At 69.3% G+C, this 17,131-nt stretch carries 17 protein-coding genes and 1 tRNA gene; 11 read left to right on the top strand and 7 right to left on the bottom strand.

Annotated features, from left to right (window positions below):
* Positions 1 to 227: 227 nt before the first annotated feature.
* Together vanA and BOSE46_RS21270 are read right to left on the bottom strand one after the other, a co-directional pair.
* Positions 228 to 1,268 carry a D-alanine--(R)-lactate ligase gene (vanA, locus tag BOSE46_RS21275; protein WP_159542529.1) on the bottom strand — a complete coding sequence of 347 codons (1,041 nt, stop codon included), beginning with the start codon at positions 1,266 to 1,268 and terminating at the stop codon, positions 228 to 230.
* Positions 1,261 to 2,268 carry an NAD(P)-dependent oxidoreductase gene (locus tag BOSE46_RS21270; RefSeq protein ID WP_159543057.1) on the bottom strand — a complete coding sequence of 336 codons (1,008 nt, stop codon included), beginning with the start codon at positions 2,266 to 2,268 and terminating at the stop codon, positions 1,261 to 1,263. The genes vanA and BOSE46_RS21270 overlap by 8 nt, the downstream gene beginning before the upstream one ends.
* A 179-nt stretch (positions 2,269 to 2,447) precedes the next feature.
* On the opposite strand from BOSE46_RS21270, the gene vanX reads away from it, so the two are divergent.
* Positions 2,448 to 3,065 (top strand): D-Ala-D-Ala dipeptidase VanX, encoded by a 618-nt coding sequence (vanX, locus tag BOSE46_RS21265; protein WP_159542527.1) that lies wholly within the window; start codon positions 2,448 to 2,450, stop codon positions 3,063 to 3,065.
* A 6-nt stretch (positions 3,066 to 3,071) separates the two neighbouring features.
* On the opposite strand, the gene BOSE46_RS21260 is transcribed toward vanX, so the two are convergent.
* Together BOSE46_RS21260 and BOSE46_RS21255 are read right to left on the bottom strand one after the other, a co-directional pair.
* Positions 3,072 to 3,605: an SRPBCC family protein gene (locus BOSE46_RS21260; protein ID WP_159542525.1), complete on the bottom strand. Its 534-nt coding sequence runs from the start codon at positions 3,603 to 3,605 to the stop codon at positions 3,072 to 3,074.
* Positions 3,602 to 4,105, bottom strand: a complete 504-nt coding sequence (locus BOSE46_RS21255) for a MarR family winged helix-turn-helix transcriptional regulator (protein ID WP_159542523.1) — start codon at positions 4,103 to 4,105, stop codon at positions 3,602 to 3,604. The genes BOSE46_RS21260 and BOSE46_RS21255 overlap by 4 nt, the downstream gene beginning before the upstream one ends.
* 113 nt (positions 4,106 to 4,218) lie before the next feature.
* Here BOSE46_RS21255 and BOSE46_RS21250 point away from each other — a divergent pair, with 113 nt between their 5' ends.
* Positions 4,219 to 5,154, top strand: a complete 936-nt coding sequence (locus BOSE46_RS21250) for an NADP-dependent oxidoreductase (RefSeq protein WP_159542521.1) — start codon at positions 4,219 to 4,221, stop codon at positions 5,152 to 5,154.
* An 84-nt stretch (positions 5,155 to 5,238) separates the two neighbouring features.
* On the opposite strand, the gene BOSE46_RS21245 is transcribed toward BOSE46_RS21250, so the two are convergent.
* The 3 genes from BOSE46_RS21245 to BOSE46_RS21235 all read right to left on the bottom strand — a co-directional run bounded on the left by BOSE46_RS21245 (position 5,239) and on the right by BOSE46_RS21235 (position 7,548).
* A tRNA-Ser gene (locus tag BOSE46_RS21245) sits at positions 5,239 to 5,325 on the bottom strand.
* 55 nt (positions 5,326 to 5,380) lie between these two features.
* A complete protein-coding gene (locus BOSE46_RS21240; protein WP_159542519.1) occupies positions 5,381 to 6,187 on the bottom strand; it encodes a serine hydrolase in 807 nt (268 codons plus the stop codon).
* Positions 6,188 to 6,189: 2 nt separating this feature from the next.
* Entirely contained in the window at positions 6,190 to 7,548 is a 1,359-nt protein-coding gene (locus tag BOSE46_RS21235) for a M20/M25/M40 family metallo-hydrolase (RefSeq protein ID WP_256366742.1), read from the bottom strand.
* A 200-nt stretch (positions 7,549 to 7,748) separates the two neighbouring features.
* Here BOSE46_RS21235 and BOSE46_RS21230 point away from each other — a divergent pair, with 200 nt between their 5' ends.
* Genes BOSE46_RS21230 through BOSE46_RS21190 form a run of 9 tightly spaced genes read left to right on the top strand, consistent with a single transcriptional unit; the run spans position 7,749 to position 17,115 of the window.
* Positions 7,749 to 9,557: an ABC transporter substrate-binding protein gene (locus BOSE46_RS21230; protein ID WP_159542515.1), complete on the top strand. Its 1,809-nt coding sequence runs from the start codon at positions 7,749 to 7,751 to the stop codon at positions 9,555 to 9,557.
* Positions 9,558 to 9,560: 3 nt separating this feature from the next.
* Entirely contained in the window at positions 9,561 to 10,580 is a 1,020-nt protein-coding gene (locus tag BOSE46_RS21225; protein WP_159542513.1) for an ABC transporter permease, read from the top strand.
* Positions 10,577 to 11,470 (top strand): ABC transporter permease, encoded by an 894-nt coding sequence (locus BOSE46_RS21220; RefSeq protein WP_159542511.1) that lies wholly within the window; start codon positions 10,577 to 10,579, stop codon positions 11,468 to 11,470. The genes BOSE46_RS21225 and BOSE46_RS21220 overlap by 4 nt, the downstream gene beginning before the upstream one ends.
* Positions 11,470 to 13,164, top strand: coding sequence for an ABC transporter ATP-binding protein (locus BOSE46_RS21215; protein WP_159542509.1), 1,695 nt, complete (start codon positions 11,470 to 11,472; stop codon positions 13,162 to 13,164). Before BOSE46_RS21220 ends, BOSE46_RS21215 begins: the two co-directional genes overlap by 1 nt.
* Positions 13,161 to 14,105: an LD-carboxypeptidase gene (locus BOSE46_RS21210; protein ID WP_159542507.1), complete on the top strand. Its 945-nt coding sequence runs from the start codon at positions 13,161 to 13,163 to the stop codon at positions 14,103 to 14,105. The genes BOSE46_RS21215 and BOSE46_RS21210 overlap by 4 nt, the downstream gene beginning before the upstream one ends.
* Entirely contained in the window at positions 14,102 to 14,755 is a 654-nt protein-coding gene (locus BOSE46_RS21205) for a MurR/RpiR family transcriptional regulator (RefSeq protein WP_159542505.1), read from the top strand. Before BOSE46_RS21210 ends, BOSE46_RS21205 begins: the two co-directional genes overlap by 4 nt.
* Positions 14,748 to 15,812 carry a dipeptidase gene (locus BOSE46_RS21200; protein WP_159542503.1) on the top strand — a complete coding sequence of 355 codons (1,065 nt, stop codon included), beginning with the start codon at positions 14,748 to 14,750 and terminating at the stop codon, positions 15,810 to 15,812. The genes BOSE46_RS21205 and BOSE46_RS21200 overlap by 8 nt, the downstream gene beginning before the upstream one ends.
* Positions 15,812 to 16,477: a bifunctional 2-polyprenyl-6-hydroxyphenol methylase/3-demethylubiquinol 3-O-methyltransferase UbiG gene (locus BOSE46_RS21195; protein ID WP_159542501.1), complete on the top strand. Its 666-nt coding sequence runs from the start codon at positions 15,812 to 15,814 to the stop codon at positions 16,475 to 16,477. Before BOSE46_RS21200 ends, BOSE46_RS21195 begins: the two co-directional genes overlap by 1 nt.
* Entirely contained in the window at positions 16,477 to 17,115 is a 639-nt protein-coding gene (locus BOSE46_RS21190; RefSeq protein ID WP_159542499.1) for a nucleoside/nucleotide kinase family protein, read from the top strand. Before BOSE46_RS21195 ends, BOSE46_RS21190 begins: the two co-directional genes overlap by 1 nt.
* Positions 17,116 to 17,131 lie beyond the last annotated feature (16 nt).

Raw genomic sequence — 17,131 nt, 5'->3', positions numbered from 1 at the left:
TGAAGACCTCCTGGTCGTGAAGCGGTTTCTCAACAGCTCCACTCCACACCGGGAGGTCTTCACCCGTCTACAGATCAGATCGAGACGTCACACGATCTCGACCAACGTGCCTGGGCATCACAGCTAGCGGCGGAAGCGACCGGCCAGGTCGCCCAGGACCGTGACGATCACGGCGGTCAGCACGACGCTGGCGACGAAGACCAGGACGACGAGGCCGAGCAGGATGCTCAACGCCTCTTCCCTTGCAGGGTGCGGTCGACCAGCCGGTCGATCACCTCGCCGAGAGGCAGTCCCGCGGCGGCCATCATGCGTGGATAGCGGCTGTACGACGTCAGGCCCGGCAGCGTGTTGACCTCGTTGAGCACGACGGTGCCGTCCGGCTTGAGGAACATGTCGACCCGGGCCAGGCCCTTGCAACCCAGGGCGCGGTAGATCGCCTTCGCGGTCTCCTGCACGAGCGACCGTGCCTCGTCCGGGATGTCGGCCGGGACGATGGGCGTGGAGTTGTCGGAGCCGGTCTCGGGCGACGCCTCCTGGTGGATCCGGAAGAAGCCGTGCGACAGGGCGATGCGGTCCACCTCACCGACGACCAGCCCGAATCGCTCACCGAGGATCGCGCAGCCGACCTCGCTGCCGTCGACGGCCTCCTCGATCAGCACCTTGGAGTCGTACTGCTTCGCGACGACCACTGCGTCCAGCAGGTCCTCCTGCCGCGACACCTTGCTGACGCCGAAAGACGAACCCGAGCGAGCCGGCTTCACGAAGACGGGATAGGCGAGCCCGTCCAGGTCGATGCTCTCGTTGGCCGCGACGACGCGGTGGTGGGGCGTGGCGATTCCTGCGCTCGCCGCCACGACGTACGCGAGCGACTTGTCCATGCACAGCGCCGAGCTTGGCACGTCGCAGCCGACGTACGGGATGCCGGAGAGCTCGAGCAGGCCCTGGATCGCCCCGTCCTCGCCGTGCTTGCCGTGCAGGACGGGCAGCACGACATCCAGGCGGATCACCTCGTGCCGCCCCTCGGCCAGCACGAGGAGGCCGTGGGTCGCGGGGTCGGGCGACAGCACGGCCGAGCGGCTGGTGCCGTTCTCCCAGTTCTCGCCGGGGCCGTCGCAGAGCCGCCATTCACCGCTCGTCGCGATGCCGACGTAGAACGGTTCGTACGTCTCGGCGTCGAGGTGCTTTGCGACCTCCTGCGCCGACTTGACGGAGATGGGGTGCTCTTCGGAGGAGCCTCCGAAGATGACGGCGATCTTCAACTTATCCATGGTGTCTGCTCTCGTAGGTCAGGGAGTTGCGGATGGAGTTCTCGACGGCGTCACCGAGCGCGTGGTCGGTGAAGTAGGCGGTGTGCGGGCTGATCAGGACGTTCGGCAGCTCGTGCAGGCGAGCCAGTGGCGTACCGGTGATCGGCGTGGTCCGGCAGTCGGCGTAGAACATCCCCTCCTCGCCCTCGATGACATCCAGGGCAGCGCCACCGAGGCGGCCGTCCTCCAACGCGTCGGCGAGGGCCTCGGTGTCGACGAGAGCACCGCGGCCGGTGTTGATGACGACGGCGTACGGCTTCATCAGCCCGATGCGTCGGCGGTCGAGGAGGTGATGCGTGTCCGCGTCGAGCGGCGTGTGCAGGGTGAGGATGTCGCTCACCCTGAGCAGCTCGTCGAGGGCGACGTACGTGGCGGAGGTGCCGGGGCGGGTGTCGTGCGCCACGACTCGGCAGCCGAAGCCCCGCAACCTGTCGATGACGGCGGACCCGATGCGACCGGTGCCGACAACTCCGACGGTCAGGTCGCGGAGCTCACGGCCCGGGGTGTCGTGCAGCCGGTAGTCGTGCGACTGCGTGCGGCGGATGACGGACTGCGCATGGCGTACGGCCATCAGCATCAACATCAACGTGTAGTCGGCGACGCTGTCGGGCGAGTACGCGACGTTCTCGACCGTGATGCCGAGACTCTCGGCGTACGCCACGTCAATGTGGTTGAAGCCGATACTCCTCGTCGAGACGTACTCGACGCCTGCGCGGCTGAGTGCGCGGAAGGTCTCGGCGGTGACCTGGGTCTTGTGCCCCACACTGATGCACCTCGTGCCGGCTGCGAGACCGGCATTGAGCTCGGAGACCGGCGCCTCGGTGATCGTCAGCGTCACGCCGAGACGCGGCGCCAGCTCACGGAACAACGCGGCTTCGTGGGGCTCGCAGCCGTAGACCGTCAGCCCCAGAGCCGCGGACGGCAAGGGGGCCAGTGCGCGGGCGCGGCGAGCCGCGACCATCTCGCTGCAGCTGATGCCGAGCTCTCCGTAGACCATGCGGACCAGTCAAGGCGCGAGGGCGTTGCCGGTACGTATGTGGATTCCGATACGCCGGCGATACACAACTCGCGGGTTGTGTATCGCCCACATATGCGCTCTCGCATACGTGCTGACAACACCGTTCTTCCTTGACTGGGGGCATGAACAGCAACCACGAGGACTTCGTCTACGTCGACGAGTGGGTGCCCGGAATCCGCTGGGACGCCAAGTACGCGACGTGGGACAACTTCACCGGCAAGCCCGTCGACGGCTACGCCGCGAACCGCATGATCGGCACCAGGGCGTTGTGCCTGGCGCTCGAGCAGGCACGGGAAAAGGCAGCGGCGTTGGGCTTCGGCCTGCTGCTCTGGGACGCGTACCGGCCGCAACGCGCGGTGGACTGCTTCCTGCGATGGGCCGGCCAGCCCGAGGACGGCCTCACGAAGGCGCGTCACTATCCGCACATCGACCGCGCCGAGATGTTCGAGCGGGGCTACGTCGCCACCAAGTCCGGCCACAGCCGCGGCAGCACGGTCGACCTGACGATCTTCGACCTGGCCAGCGGCGAGCTCGCGCCGATGGGTGGCGGCCACGACCTGATGGACCCGATCTCACACCACGGCGCCAGCGGAATCACCGCCGCGGAGACCCATAACCGGCACCACCTCTGCTCGCTCATGGAGGCCTGCGGCTTCAACCGCTACGAGTCGGAGTGGTGGCACTACACGCTGGCCGACGAGCCGTACCCGGACACGTACTTCGACTTCCCGATCACGTAGGTCGGCCTACGGAGCGAGACGTTCTCTCAGGCCGGCGGCGAGACCGGCGATCGTGAGGGCGTCGAACATCTCGCCAACCGTGTTGACCAGCCAGAGCCTCTTGACCGGTCCGAGCCTGAGTCGCAGATGTACGCGGGTGGCGCCCGCACCCGCGGGACTCAGCGCGATCGACCAGCTCACGGACACCGAGCCACGCTGCGACCGATAGACGAGGGTGTGCGGGGCGGCGATCTGCGCGACGGTGAACGTCGCGTCCTGTCCGCCGTAGTCGGGGATGACGTCACCGACACCCAGGTGCAGCCACAGGTCATCGACGGAGCGGAGGGCTCGTCGTGATCGCGGTATCCAGCGCTCGACCGCCTTGGGCAGGTACCACCCAGCCCGTCGCTTGCCGAGCTGGAGGATCCACGGCCATACGTCTTCCGGGGGACCGGGCACGGTGAACGCACGATCCATCACGGCGTCGGCGTCCGCCACGATCTCGTCGCCTGCCATCGCAGCGTTGCGCTCCGCATCGGTGGCCCGGACCGAGCGGCTCATTCAGGATCACGACGCCGGCGGCGAGGGGCGGCCGAGCGGGGCGGCGCCGAGCGCATGTGGTCCCGCACCGGCGAGAGCAGGTCGGCGAGAGTCCGCACGTCCTTCGCTGACAGCGGCTGGAAGAGCTGGTGGCTGATGACCTCGGTGTGTCCCGGGAGTACCTTCTCGAGGCGCTCCCGCCCAGCCTCGGTGATCGTCACCGTCACGCCCCGATCGTCGTCCTCCGACGGGCTGCGCGTGACGAGGCCCGCCTTGTCGAGCAGCCCGGCCTGATAGGTCAGTGCGCTTCGGCTGAGCACGACACCGTCGGCAAGATCGGTCATGCGCGCGCTCCCCGTGTCCGACCCGAGTCCCAGGCGCGCCAGCAGCTGGAACTGGACGAAGCTGAGGTCGCCGACCTCGCGCAGCTGTTGCTCGACCGCGTGCTTGAGCAACCCTGCCACCTCCGTGAGGGCGAAATACGCACGGAGCTGCTCCGCGTCCAGTGACGTCTGATTCATACCGCAATCCTATCGCGATGATTCACTTTCAAAGCACTTGCTTCATATTCAAAGCACTGCTATCGTCACGCTTGTGCTTCACATTCGAAGCACTCTGACAAAGGGAGAACATCATGAAGGCCATCCGATTTCACGAGTACGGCGAAGCCGACGTCCTGCGCTACGAGGACACCGACGTCCCCGCGCCGGGTCCGGCGCAGGTCAGGATTCGCGTCGCCGGCACGTCGTTCAACGGCGTCGACGGCAACATCCGCGCGGGACTGATGCAGGGGCCGATGCCGCTCTCACTCCCCCACATCCCGGGCCTCGACGTCGCGGGCACGGTCGACGAGATCGGTGAGGGCGTGACCGAGCTGAAGGTCGGCGACAAGGTGGTCGGCTTCCTCCCGTTCGGCGACGACGGCGCCGCGGCCGAGTACGTCGTTGCGGCGGCTAGCGGTTTGGCGCTTGCGCCGGAGACCATCCCCCTCGCTGACGCGGCTGCATTCCCGATCGTGGGCCTCACCGCGTACCAGGCGCTCTTCGACCACGCAGACCTCAAGGCTGGGCAGCGCATCCTGGTCAACGGTGCCGACGGGGCCGTGGGCGGCTACGCGGTGCAGCTGGCCAAGGCAGCCGGTGCGTACGTGATCGCCACGGCGAGCTCGCACACCAGTGACGACGTTCGGGCCAAGGGAGCGGACGAGGTCATCGATCACACCACCACCGACGTGGTCGGCGCGGTGACCGAGCCCATCGACGTCCTCCTCAACCTGGCCCCGATCGACCCGGACACGTTCGCGGCTCTGGCGGGTCGCGTGGGCGATGGCGGAGTCGTGGTCAGCACCACTGTGTGGATGCCTGCTCCGAGCGACGACGAGCGCGGCGTGCGCGGCATCGACCTCTACGTCAACAACGACCGCGACCAGCTGGCCGGTCTCGTCGACCGGATCGACAGCGGCAACCTCACCGTCGACGTCGCTCGTCGGGTCCCGCTCAACGAGCTGCCCGCCATCCACAAGGCCGCAGCCGCCGGCTCCCTCCACGGCAAGATCGTGGTGGTTCCCTGATTGCGGTGCGGGTCAATCCCGTCGGCACAGCGAAGACCCCCGATATCACTGGAACTCCAGTGGAAATCGGGGGTCTTCATCATGCGGTGGCGGTGGGATTTGAACCCACGGTGGGTTTGACCCCACACATCATTTCGAGTGATGCACCTTCGGCCGCTCGGACACGCCACCGCGGACGAGGTTACCGGAACCCCGGGCGCTGGCCGAATCCGCCCCGGGCTGGCGGTCAGGCGCCGATGCGGGCGCGGATCACGGCACCGATCGAGGCCATCTCGGCGAGCACGCGGTCGCGCGGATCTTCGATCGGGATCTCGGGCCAGCTCGCCAACACCGCGTACGCCACCGACCCCCCGGGCCCGGCGACGACACCGACGTCGCCGCGCACCGTGCTGATGGTGCCGGTCTTGTTGACCAGCGTGATGCCGCGATCGGACTCGGCATGCGCGAGCGGGTCGAGACCGAACGCGTACGCCACCATCGACAGGTCGGCGTTGGCGGCGACCCAGCGCAGTACGCGCGCGCTGACCTCTGGCGAGACGATGTCGCCGCGGTGGAGGCGAGCCATGAGGTCCGAGAGCTCGTCGGCGTTGCCGGCCGACAAGGTCCACGGGTCATCGGGCCCGCGATCGTCGCGCACTCTGTCGAGCAGCGCAGAACGTACGAAACCCAGAGATGAGGATGTAGCGCCGACGGCCGGAATGCCGACCCGTCGCACCAGCACGTTGGTCGCGAGGTTGTCGCTGAACCCGCCGACCAGCCAGCAGAGGTCCTCGACTGTGAACGTGTTGCGCCGCATCAGGTGCCAGAGCCCGGAGTCGGCGACCAGGTCCTCAGCGGTACGCCCGAGCTCCTCGCCGAGATCGAGCTCACCAGCCCCGGCCTGGCGCGCGATCTCGATCAGCAGGAACAGCTTGCCGATGCTGGCCGTACGCACGACGAGCTCAGGAGAAACCGCCGCCAACACCTCGGACGTCATCGCGTCCCGGACGCAGACCGACCACTCGACGTCGGGAGACAGCGGCGGAAGACGCACTGTCACACCGTAGCGAGGAAGTGCCCGAGAATCTCCCGGCCGCCGAGCAACGACGAGACCGGCACCCGCTCATCGACCCCGTGTATGCCCGACCGGCGGCGTCCGTCGGGGTCGACCGTCGCCGGCGCGAAGCCGTAGCAGGCGATGCCGAGCAGGCTGAATGCCTTGGCATCCGTGCCCCCGCCGAGGCAGCCCGGCACCACCACGGCAGATGGGTCGACGTGCTGGACGGACGCGACCATCGCCTCGAACCACGGACCGTCGATCGGCGCCTGCACCGACGGCTCCCGCACCGAGTGCTCGAACGCGACACCGTCGCCGACCAGGGCAGGCAGGGCGGCGAGCAGCTCGTCCTCGAACCCGGGCGGGCACCGCACGTCGATCTCCGCCTCGGCCACGCCGGGGATGACGTTGACCTTGTAGCCAGCGCGGACGACCGTCGGTGTCGTCGACGCACGGACCGTGAACATCGCGACGTCGGCGGCGTCGCCCAGCTCGGCGATCGTGCGCATCACCCCGTCGTCGGTCGTCAGGTCGGCCTTGTGTCCCAGGGCTGCGGCGGTCTGCTCGAGCTGCGCCCGCACCAGCGGCGACACGTGCAGCGGCCAGTCGTGATGGCCGATGCGGTGCAGCGCATCGACGAGGGCGAGCACGGCGCCACCCTCCGTCGGCCGCGACGCGTGCCCGGACGTGCCGGTCGCGGTCAGGCGTAAGTGCAAGGTGCCACGCTCGCCGGCCGCGATACGGGCAAGACGTACGGGCGATCCGTCGGCACCGACGTGCGACTCGACGACACCGCCGGACTCACCGATGCCGACGGTCACGCCGGCGAACAGCTCGGGGTGCGCCTCGACGAGCCACTGCGCACCGTACGCCCCGTCGGTCTCCTCGTCGGCGACGAATGCGACGACGACATCGCGGCGCGGCCTTTCACCCGAAGCAGCCCAGTCGAGCAGGACCGACAAGGTCATGGCGCACATGTCCTTCATGTCCATCGCCCCGCGGCCCGTCACATAGCCGTCGACCACGTCACCGCCGAACGGGTCGAAGCTCCACTGCTCGGGCTCGGCCGGTACGACGTCGAGGTGCGCGTGCACCAGCAGGCCGTCCAGCGACGGGTCGGTGCCCGGCACCCGTACGACGACGTTGGCCCGGTGCGGTGCGTCGTCGCGGGCCAGCAGCACGGGTTCGAGGCCGGCTTCGGCCAGCAGGTCGTGGATCCAGGTCGCCGCCGCGAGCTCGCCCTCGGCATCACCGGGCGCGCGGTTCGTGGTGTCGTGGCGCACCAGGGTCTGCAGCAGGGAGACGACGTCCGCGCGTTCGGCCACGACAGTCTCCGTTTCAGGCGATGGTGAGCGCACCGCCGATTTGCGGAACACATCAGGCAGCCCACTGTGCACCACGGCGAGCAGATCGGTCCAGTTCTACGCGCGAATACGCTCGGCATGTGAAAGTTGTGTTACGTATCTCGCAAAAATCATTGACATCGACTCAGCCCTGCTGAACAGTGCGAAGGGTGCCGGGACGACTCGGCCGCACAGCACTCCACGATCGGGGACCCATGATCACCACGTCTCGCTCTCGCCTCTGGCGATCACTCACGGGTGTCGCGACAGCCGCCCTGCTGAGCCTCGCCGGCGCAACCGTCTCCACGCCGGCCCATGCCGCCGACGCCTCCAAGCCGATCAAGGTCGCGATGTTCAACGACGTCGACACGTTCAACCCGTTCACGGCGGTCCTGCTGCAGAGCACCGGCATCAACCGCTACCAGTACGAGGCGCTGGTCGGCTACGGCCGCAACAGCGAACCCGACGCCGGCATCGCCGACAAGTGGGAGACCAGCGAGGACGGCAAGACCTGGACGTTCCACATCCCCGGGGACCGCAAGTGGTCCGACGGCAAGGCGATCACCGCCGACGACGTGGCGTACACGTACACCTCGATCATCGAGACCACCGCGCTGCAGGCGGCCAACGGCGGCCTCGTCACCAACATCGCCGACGTCAAGGCCACCGATCCGCAGACCGTCGTCATGACGCTGAAGTCGGCCCAGGCGCCCAACCCCGGCCAGGAGATCCCGATCGTCCCCAAGCACATCTGGGATAAGGAAGACGCCGCCAAGTTCGCGGCCGACAAGGACGTCGTCGGCTCGGGCCCCTTCACCATCACCACCTTCAAGACCGGGCAGTCGGTCTCGCTCAAGGCCAACCCCAACTTCTGGCGCGGCAAGCCCAAGGTCTCCGGCATCACGTACGTGGCCTACAAGAACTCCGACGCCGCGGTGCAGGCGCTCAAGTCCGGTGAGGTCGACATCGCCGACGGGCTGACGCCGGCGCAGTACGACTCGCTCAAGGGCGCCAAGAACATCACCCGCCACGCCGGCATCGGCCGTCGCTACCAGGCCCTCGCGATCAACCCCGGCGCGATCGACATCGACGGCAAGCCCATGGGCGACGGCAACCCCGCGCTCAAGGACCCCATCGTGCGCAAGGCGATCTTCATGGCGGTCGACAAGAAGACCCTGCTCGACCGCGTCCTCCAGGGACTCGGCGACGAGGGTGAGACCGAGGTGCCCAAGTCGTACGCGAACTACTTCGGCTTCGCCGACGGCCACGAAGCGGTGCCGTTCGACCTCGACGCCGCCAACAAGCTGCTCGAGGACGCCGGCTACAAGAAGGGCCCCGACGGCATCCGCAAGAAGGAGGACGGCAAGCCGCTCAGGTTCCGCCTCATGGGCCGCAACACCGAGCCGGCGCACGCACAGATGGCCGACTTCCTCACGAGCTGGTTCAAGGACATCGGCATCGGCCTCGACGTCTCGATGGTCACGCCCGACAAGGTCAACGAGGACTCGACGCTCGGCAAGTACGACCTCTACTTCACCGGCTGGAGCCTCGGCCCCGACCCCGACAACCAGCTCGCGATGAACACCTGCGCCTCGCGCCCCAACGCCGACGGCTCGGGCAACACCAGCGAGAACAACTGGTGCTCGCCGGAGTTCGACGCGGCGTTCAAGGCGCAGCACGCCGAGCTCGACGAGGCCAAGCGGCAGGAGCTGGTCAAGAAGGCGTTCAGCATCCTCTACGACGCGTACGTCAGCGACCCGATCTGGTACATCAAGCCGCTCGAGGCCTACCGCAGCGACCACTTCACCGGCTTCGGACTGCAGCCCGAGAAGGGCGGCGTGATCCTCAACCAGAACGGCTACTGGGGCCTCTACGGCGCCAAGCCGGTCAGCTCCGACAGCTCGTCCGACGACGGAGGGCTGCCCGGCTGGGTCATCCCCGTGGGTGCCATCGTGGTGCTCGCAGCGATCGGCGGCGCGGTCGTCGCCTCGCGCCGGCGCAGCACGGGTGAAGACAGGGAGTGAGACATGACCGTCATCGAGACGGTCCCCGCGGACAGCGAGGACACGAGGGGGTCCTCGCTGCCGCGGTACCTCGCGCTCAAGGCCGGCGGCTCGCTCATCAGCCTCGCGCTGGTCGTGGTGCTCGGCTTCTTCATGTTCCGGATCATGCCCGGCGACCCCGCGATCAACATGACCCGCGGCCGTCAGGTCAGCCCCGGCGAGGTCGAGCGGCTCCGCAAGGAGATGGGCCTCGACCAGCCGTTGCTCGTCCAGTTCTGGCGCTTCGTCCGCGACCTGTTCACGGGTGACCTCGGCACCTCGTACGTCTACCGGCGACCCGTCACCGAGCTCATCGGCGACTACGTCGGGCCCACCCTGCTGCTGACCGGCACCGCCGCGCTGATCTCCGTCGCCCTCGGGCTGTGGCTGGGCCAGAAGGCGGCCTGGCGCCGCGGCAGCTGGTTCGACAAGATCCACACTGGTGTCGCGCTGGTCTTCTGGTCGGTGCCGACGTTCTGGTTGGGCCTCCTGCTGCTGCTGATCTTCGGCGGCGGCCTGGGCTGGTTCCCGACCGGCGGCATGAGCACCGCCGCGTCGACCGACACCGGGGTCGCGCACGTCCTCGACGTCGCCCACCACCTGGTGCTGCCGGTGACGACGATGGTCGCGGTGATCTACGCGCAGTACCTCATGGTCATGCGCGCCTCGGTGCTCGAGGAGATGTCCGCCGACTACCTCACGACCGCCCGCGCCAAGGGCCTGCGCGAGGACCTCGTACGTACGAGGCACGCCGTGCCCAACGCGCTGCTGCCGACGGTGACGCTGATCTTCCTGACCCTCGGCCTGCTGATCGCCGGCACCGTGACGGTCGAGACGGTGTTCTCCTGGCCGGGCCTCGGCTACCTGACCTACAAGGGGCTGAGCGCGCCGGACTTCCCGCTCGTGCAGGGCACGTTCGTCGTGTTCTCCGCAGCGGTCATCATCATGAACTTCATCGCCGACCTGCTCTACCGCGTCCTCGACCCCCGTCTGAAGGCCTCATGACCACCTCGGGAAGCGCGGCGATCCGCGCCCGCCGTCGCGCACGGTTCAAAGAGGTCGTCCGCGAGATCGCCTCGCACCCGTCGGCGCTGATCGGCGCCGGGCTGCTGCTGCTCATCATCGTCCTCGCACTGCTCGCGCCCCTGCTCATGCCGATGGACCGGCTCGACGTCACCAAGGTGACCGCGCGGGGCAACGAGTCGCCCAGCGGCGGCCACTGGCTCGGCACCGATCCGTCCGGGCGCGACGTGCTCGGACTGCTGCTCTGGGGCTCGCGCGCCTCGTTGCTGGTGGGCTTCTCCGCCACGGCGATGGCGATGATCATCGGCACGACGCTTGGGATGGCCGCGGGACACTTCACCGGCATCGTGCGCGCGGTGGTGCTGCGCATCATCGACTTCTTCCTGGTCGTGCCCAGCCTCGTGCTGGCCATCGTGCTCTCGGCGGTGCTGTCCCGTGGCCTGTCGACGATCATCATCGCGATCGGGGTGACGTGCTGGGCGCACACCGCCCGCGTCGTACGAGCCCAGACCCTGACGATCGAGACCCGCCCCTACATCGAGCGCTCCCGCGCCCTCGGCGCCGGCGACCGGCACATCATCGGCAAGCACGTGTTCCCGTCGGTGCTGCCGCTCGTCATGGCCAACACGACGCTGGTGGTCGGGCAGGCGATCATCCTCGAGTCGACGCTGGCGTTCCTCGGACTCGGCGATCCGACGACGTTCTCGTGGGGCTCGATGCTCAAGACCGCGCTCGACACCGGCGCCGCGACGGCGGGCTACTGGTGGTTCGTCCTCGCGCCCGGCATCGCGATCGTCATCGTCGTGCTGTGCTTCACGCTCGTGGGTCGTGCGCTCGAGGCGATCCTCAACCCGACCTTGAGGGCGCGCTGATGACCGAGCAGGCACCGACCCTCGCGTGGGACGACGTACGCATCACGTACGCCGGCGGCACCGTCGCGGTCGACGGCGTCAGCCTCGAGATCGAGCGCGGCGGCACCGTCGGGCTCGCCGGCGAGTCCGGCTGCGGCAAGTCGACGCTGGCGATGTCGGTGCTCCGGCTGCTGCCACGTACGGCGCACATCGACGGGCGCATCCTGCTGCAGGGCGAGGACGTCGCCGCCATGACCTGGGGCCGGCTCCGCGCCGTGCGCTGGACCGAGGCGGCGATCGTCTTCCAGGGCGCGATGCACTCGCTCAACCCCGTCCGCCAGGTACGCCATCAGGTCGCCGAGGCGCTCGCGCTGCACAGCACCAAGGAGTTCCCCGACTCGGCATCACGGCTGCGCCGGGTCGACGAGCTGCTGGCGCTGGTCGACCTGACACCCGCGAAGGGCCACGCGTATCCGCACGAGCTGTCGGGAGGCCAGCGGCAGCGGGTCATGATCGCGATGGCCCTGGCCTGCGATCCCGAGCTGATCATCGCCGACGAGCCGACCACGGCGCTCGACGTCGTGGTGCAGGCACAGGTGCTCGACGTGCTCAACGGGCTCGTCCGCGATCGTGAGCTGACTCTCGTGATGATCAGCCACGACCTCGCGGTGCTCGCCGCGGTCTGCGAGCGGATCGTCGTGATGCGCAACGGCCGCATCGTCGAGCAGGGCAAGGCGCAGCAGATCCTCACGGCTCCGGTGCACGAGCACACCCGCGAGCTGGCGGCCGCGTTCCCCGTCATCGGTGACCCGGCATCGCGCCTCGTCGTCGGGCGACTGTCATCGGAACCCGACCCCCGCTCCTTGAGCTTGTCGAAAGGAGACGCTTCGACAGGCTCAACGGGCGGGGTGGGCGGCTCAACGGGCGGGGTGGGCGGCTCAACGGGCGAGGCAGTCCTGGAGGTCCGCGACCTCACCGTCGACTTCCGGTCGCGCGGCCAGCACGTACGCGCGGTCGACCACGTCGACCTGACCTGCGGCTCCGGGGAGATCGTCGCTCTCGTCGGCCAGTCCGGCTCGGGCAAGACGACCCTCGCGCGTACGATCCTCGGCCTCCAGAAGCCGACCAGCGGTCACGTCCTGCACGAGGGCAAGCCGCTGCCGCACCGGCGCGCGGCCCTCAAGGCATACCGGCGCAAGGTCCAGTACGTCCTGCAGGACCCGAGCGCCTCACTCAACCCCAAGCACACCGTCTACGAGGCGGTCGCCGAAGGCACCCGCATCCACCGGCTCGGCGACGAGCGGGAGCGCGTGATCCGGGCGCTGACGCGTGCCGAGCTCACGCCGCCGGAGAAGTTCTTCGCCGCGATCCCGCAGGAGCTCTCCGGCGGGCAGCGGCAGCGCGTCGTGATCGCCGGAGCGCTGGCGCTCGACCCGACCTACCTCGTGGCCGACGAGCCGGTCGCCAGCCTCGACGCCTCCGTGCGCGGCGAGATCCTCGGGCTGTTGCTGCAGCTGCGGCGCGACCTCGGGCTCGGCGCGCTCGTCATCACGCACGACCTCGGCCTCGCCTGGAACATCGCCGACCGCGTCGTCGTGATGCACCAGGGCCGCATCGTCGAGAATGGCCCGGTGGAACAGGTCCTGCTCGACCCCCAACACGACTACACCAAGTCGTTGCTCGAGGTCGTGCCGTCCAAGCTGGGTGCGCGATGAGGCCGGGCAACCGGGTCGCGCTCGTCGCACCGGCCGGCCCGGCACCGGCGAACGACCTGGCCGTGGCCGTCGGCCTGGTCGAGTCGTGGGGCCTGCAACCCGTCACCTATCCCAGCGCGACCGCGGTCCACCCGCGCGCTGCCTACCTGTCCGGCGACGACCGCGTACGCGCCGACGACGTGCAGCAGGCGTGGTGCGACCCCGACATCGCCGGGATCTTCTGCATCCGCGGCGGCTACGGCGCCGTACGCATCCTCGACCTGCTCGACCGCGACGCCATGGCGACCGCCGAGCCCAAGCCGCTGTTCGGCAGCTCCGACATCACGGCCCTGCACGAGTGGATCCGCGAGCAGCTCGGCGTGCCGACCTGGTTCACCCCGATGATCAGCACCGCGAGCCTGACGCAGGACCCGGTGGCGCGCGACGCCCTGCGGACCGCCGTGCTCGGCCCGGAGTCCGTACGCGCGTGGACCTCGCCGCAGGCGGTCACCCTCGTCGAGGGCCAGGCCGAGGGCACGCTGATCGGCGGCAACCTCTCGTTGCTGTCGCTCACGACGGGCGCGCGCAACCGGCCACCGCTCGACAACTCCGGCTGCATCGCGCTGCTCGAGGACTTCACCGAGGCGACGTACCGGATCGACGGCTACCTCCAGACCCTGCTCCGCTCGGGCTGGTTCGACGGCGTCACCGGCATCGCGCTCGGCAGCTGGGCCAAGTGCTCGCCGGTCGAGCAGATCCACGACCTCTGCCTCGAGGTGCTCGGGCCCCTGGGCGTACCCATGGTCGGTGAGCTCGGCTTCGGCCACGGCCCCGGCGCGCACAGCATCCCGCTCGGCGTGCCCGGTGTGCTGCGTGCCGACGCCTCCCCCACGCTCCGGCTCGGGCCGCCCGAGGACCCGCGCACGCACTCCCTCACCTCGTCCGGAAGGCTGGGCAGATGACCGTACGTCCTGACACCAGCCGAGCGCCCCGCTCGGCCACGATCTTGAAGTCGCGGCTGATCGACGCGCATCGCCAGGAGTTCGAGGCGGGCCTGGAGTGGGCGCTGTCCGACCCCATGATCGAGGCCGCGGCGGCACGCATCACCGGGGCACGGCGGCGGTTCGTGCTCGGCGCAGCCACCTCGTTCACGTACGCGTCGCTGCTCGCCGCCAAGCTCAGCAACTCGCTGGCCCAGGTGACCCTGGTCGACGGCACGATCGTGCGGCCGCTCGACATCTTGTCGGACGTACGCGCGAGCGACGTCATGATCGTGCTGTCGTTCCGCCGGTTCCGCAGCTACACGATCGACACCGCCCTGCCGTTCGTCGACGCCGGCGGCTCGCTCGTGCTGATCACCGACTCCGACAACAACCCGCTCGCCGAGCGCGCCACCGAGGTGATCGTGATCGGCCCCGACGACACCGCCGGCTACGCCCACGTCGACGAGGACCTGAGCATGCACCCCGAGACACCCGAGGTCTCCCCGCCCGTCGTCGCGCTGGTCATCGACCTCCTGGCCACCCTGTCGACCGCCAGCGCCAAGGGCGCCAACCGGCGGTTCGCCGAGCGCCAGCGGCTCGCGTCGGAGCTGGGCCTCTACCGTGACTGACCACTCGTCCGTCCTCGTCGGCCAGCCCGCCGCGATCGAGGCCCTGAGCCTCGCTCCCCTCATCGACGGGCACAACGACCTCGCGTGGGAGGCGCGCGACCAGCGCGCCTACTCCGTCGACGGCCTCGACGCCGACATGACCGGCGTCTACCAGACCGACCTCCCCCGGCTGCGTCGTGGCGGGGTCGGCGGGCAGTTCTGGTCGGTCTACGCGCCGTGCGAGCAGCAGGGCGCCGACGCGGTCACCTACACGCTCGAGCAGATCGACTTCGTCCGGCGCCTCATCGACCGCTATCCCGATCAGCTCGCGTACGCCTGGAGCGGCGACGACGTACGCCGCGCCTGGCGGAGCGGACGCATCGCGTCGCTGCTCGGCGCCGAGGGTGGGCACAGCATCGACGGTTCGCTCGCGGTGCTGCGCGACTTCGCCCGGCTCGGCGTGCGCTACATGACGCTGACGCACAACGACAACACGCCGTGGGCCGACTCGGCCACCGACGATCCCGAGCACGACGGCCTGACCGACTTCGGCCGCGAGGTCGTCGCGGAGATGAACCGGCTCGGCATGCTGGTCGACCTGTCGCACGTCGCCGCCACGACGATGCACGACGCGCTCGACGTGACGACCTCGCCGGTGATCTTCAGCCACTCGTCGTGCCGGGCGGTCACCGACCATCCGCGCAACGTCCCGGACGACGTGCTCCAGCGGCTTGCCGGCAACGGCGGCGTCCTCATGGTCGCGTACGTGCCCTACTTCGTGAACCAGGACTCGGCCGACTGGTCGTTCGGCGATCGCTCGACGCCCGCACCGCGTACGACCGTCGACGACGTCGTCGCACACGTCGAGCACGCCCGTGAGGTCGCCGGCGTCGACCACATCGGCCTCGGCAGCGACTACGACGGTGTCGCCTCGTTCCCCGAGGGGATGGGCGATGTCACGGGTCACGCCCTCCTGATCGACCGGCTCGCCGAGCGCGGCTGGTCGAGCCTCGACCTCGCCAAGCTCATGGGCGACAACGTCCTGCGCGTCCTCGACGCCACGGCTCAGGGACGCTGATGGCGGATCCCGACCAGCACACGCGCGACCTGGCGGCCCAGCGGCTCGCCGCGGACGATCCGACGGCCTGGTTCGAGGACCTCTACGCCGAGGCGTCCGAGGGCCGCGCCGTCGTGCCGTGGGACCGGGATGCGCCGTCGCAGCTGGTCGAGGCCTGGATCGGGTCGCGTACGTCCGACGGTGCCGGTCGCTCTGCTGTCGTGGTGGGCTGCGGCTACGGTCGCGATGCCGAGCTGATCGCGCGGCACGGCTATCGCACCCTCGGCTTCGACATCGCACCGACCGCGATCGAGGCGGCTCGCCAACGGCATGCCGGGTCGCCGGTCGACTACCAGGTAGGTGACCTGCTGGCGCTGCCGGAGGAGTGGCTCGGCGCCTTCGATCTCGTCGTCGAGAGCATGAACGTGCAGGCGCTGCCTGCCGCGGTCCGCGCCGCCGCGATCGCCGGGGTCCGCAGTCTTGTGGCTCCGGATGGCACGCTGTTCGTCATGGCGGTGGCGCGCGATGACGGCGAAGCGGTCGACGGTCCGCCGTGGCCGCTTGATCGCGCGGAGATCGAGTCCTTCGGCGACGGGCTGGTCGTACGTTCGCTGGAGCGCATCACCGACGCCGTCGACCCCAGCATCAGCCGGTGGGCCGCAGAGCTCGTCCGCGAAGCCGGCTGATGGAGGCCGCTCTGCTCGACGAGCTCGCCGCGCGGGCCCGCGGCCTCGTTGCCGCTGAGGGCCGCGCGTTGCTTGGCATCACCGGGGCGCCCGGTGCCGGCAAGACCACCCTCGCTGCGGTCCTCGTCGAACGCCTGCGCGCTGAGGGTCTCGGCGTCGCGCACGTGCCGATGGACGGCTTCCACCTCGCCGATGCGGCATTGACCGAGCGCGGCATCCTCGACCGCAAGGGTGCGATCGAGACCTTCGACGCGTACGGCTATCTCGCGCTGCTCCGGCGGCTGCGCACCGAGCTGGAGCACGAGGTGCTCGCGCCCGACTTCGAACGTACGTTGGAGCAGCCGATCGCCGGCGCCATCACCATACGTCCGGAGGACCGGCTCGTCGTGAGCGAGGGCAACTACCTGCTCGACGACGAGGGCGGGTGGTCCGACGTGCGCGCCGCACTTGGCGAGGTGTGGTTCGTCGACGTCCCCGACGACGTACGCGTCGAGCGGCTCGTGCGGCGGCACGTCGAGTTCGGCAAGCCCGAGGCGGATGCACGTGCCTGGGTCGCGCAGGTCGACGAGCCGAACGCCCGCCGGGTCATCTCACGACAAAGTGCCGCCGACCTGGTGGTCGACGGCACCCTGATCTGACGGCTACCCCGTCCCC

Source organism: Aeromicrobium sp. 9AM (assembly GCF_902506105.1).
GTDB lineage: Bacteria > Actinomycetota > Actinomycetes > Propionibacteriales > Nocardioidaceae > Aeromicrobium.
Note: the sequence above shows the minus strand (reverse complement) of the source record. Positions and strands in the feature narration are given on the sequence as shown.

What these genes read in the sequence shown, in the direction of transcription:
- vanA (WP_159542529.1), bottom strand. Translation starts at nt 1,268, where the DNA reads ATGGATAAGTTGAAGATCGCCGTCATCTTCGGAGGCTCCTCCGAAGAG.
- BOSE46_RS21270 (WP_159543057.1), bottom strand. Translation starts at nt 2,268, where the DNA reads ATGGTCGCGGCTCGCCGCGCCCGCGCACTGGCCCCCTTGCCGTCCGCG.
- vanX (WP_159542527.1), top strand. Translation starts at nt 2,448, where the DNA reads ATGAACAGCAACCACGAGGACTTCGTCTACGTCGACGAGTGGGTGCCC.
- BOSE46_RS21260 (WP_159542525.1), bottom strand. Translation starts at nt 3,605, where the DNA reads ATGAGCCGCTCGGTCCGGGCCACCGATGCGGAGCGCAACGCTGCGATG.
- BOSE46_RS21255 (WP_159542523.1), bottom strand. Translation starts at nt 4,105, where the DNA reads ATGAATCAGACGTCACTGGACGCGGAGCAGCTCCGTGCGTATTTCGCC.
- BOSE46_RS21250 (WP_159542521.1), top strand. Translation starts at nt 4,219, where the DNA reads ATGAAGGCCATCCGATTTCACGAGTACGGCGAAGCCGACGTCCTGCGC.
- BOSE46_RS21230 (WP_159542515.1), top strand. Translation starts at nt 7,749, where the DNA reads ATGATCACCACGTCTCGCTCTCGCCTCTGGCGATCACTCACGGGTGTC.
- BOSE46_RS21225 (WP_159542513.1), top strand. Translation starts at nt 9,561, where the DNA reads ATGACCGTCATCGAGACGGTCCCCGCGGACAGCGAGGACACGAGGGGG.
- BOSE46_RS21220 (WP_159542511.1), top strand. Translation starts at nt 10,577, where the DNA reads ATGACCACCTCGGGAAGCGCGGCGATCCGCGCCCGCCGTCGCGCACGG.
- BOSE46_RS21215 (WP_159542509.1), top strand. Translation starts at nt 11,470, where the DNA reads ATGACCGAGCAGGCACCGACCCTCGCGTGGGACGACGTACGCATCACG.
- BOSE46_RS21210 (WP_159542507.1), top strand. Translation starts at nt 13,161, where the DNA reads ATGAGGCCGGGCAACCGGGTCGCGCTCGTCGCACCGGCCGGCCCGGCA.
- BOSE46_RS21205 (WP_159542505.1), top strand. Translation starts at nt 14,102, where the DNA reads ATGACCGTACGTCCTGACACCAGCCGAGCGCCCCGCTCGGCCACGATC.
- BOSE46_RS21195 (WP_159542501.1), top strand. Translation starts at nt 15,812, where the DNA reads ATGGCGGATCCCGACCAGCACACGCGCGACCTGGCGGCCCAGCGGCTC.
- BOSE46_RS21190 (WP_159542499.1), top strand. Translation starts at nt 16,477, where the DNA reads ATGGAGGCCGCTCTGCTCGACGAGCTCGCCGCGCGGGCCCGCGGCCTC.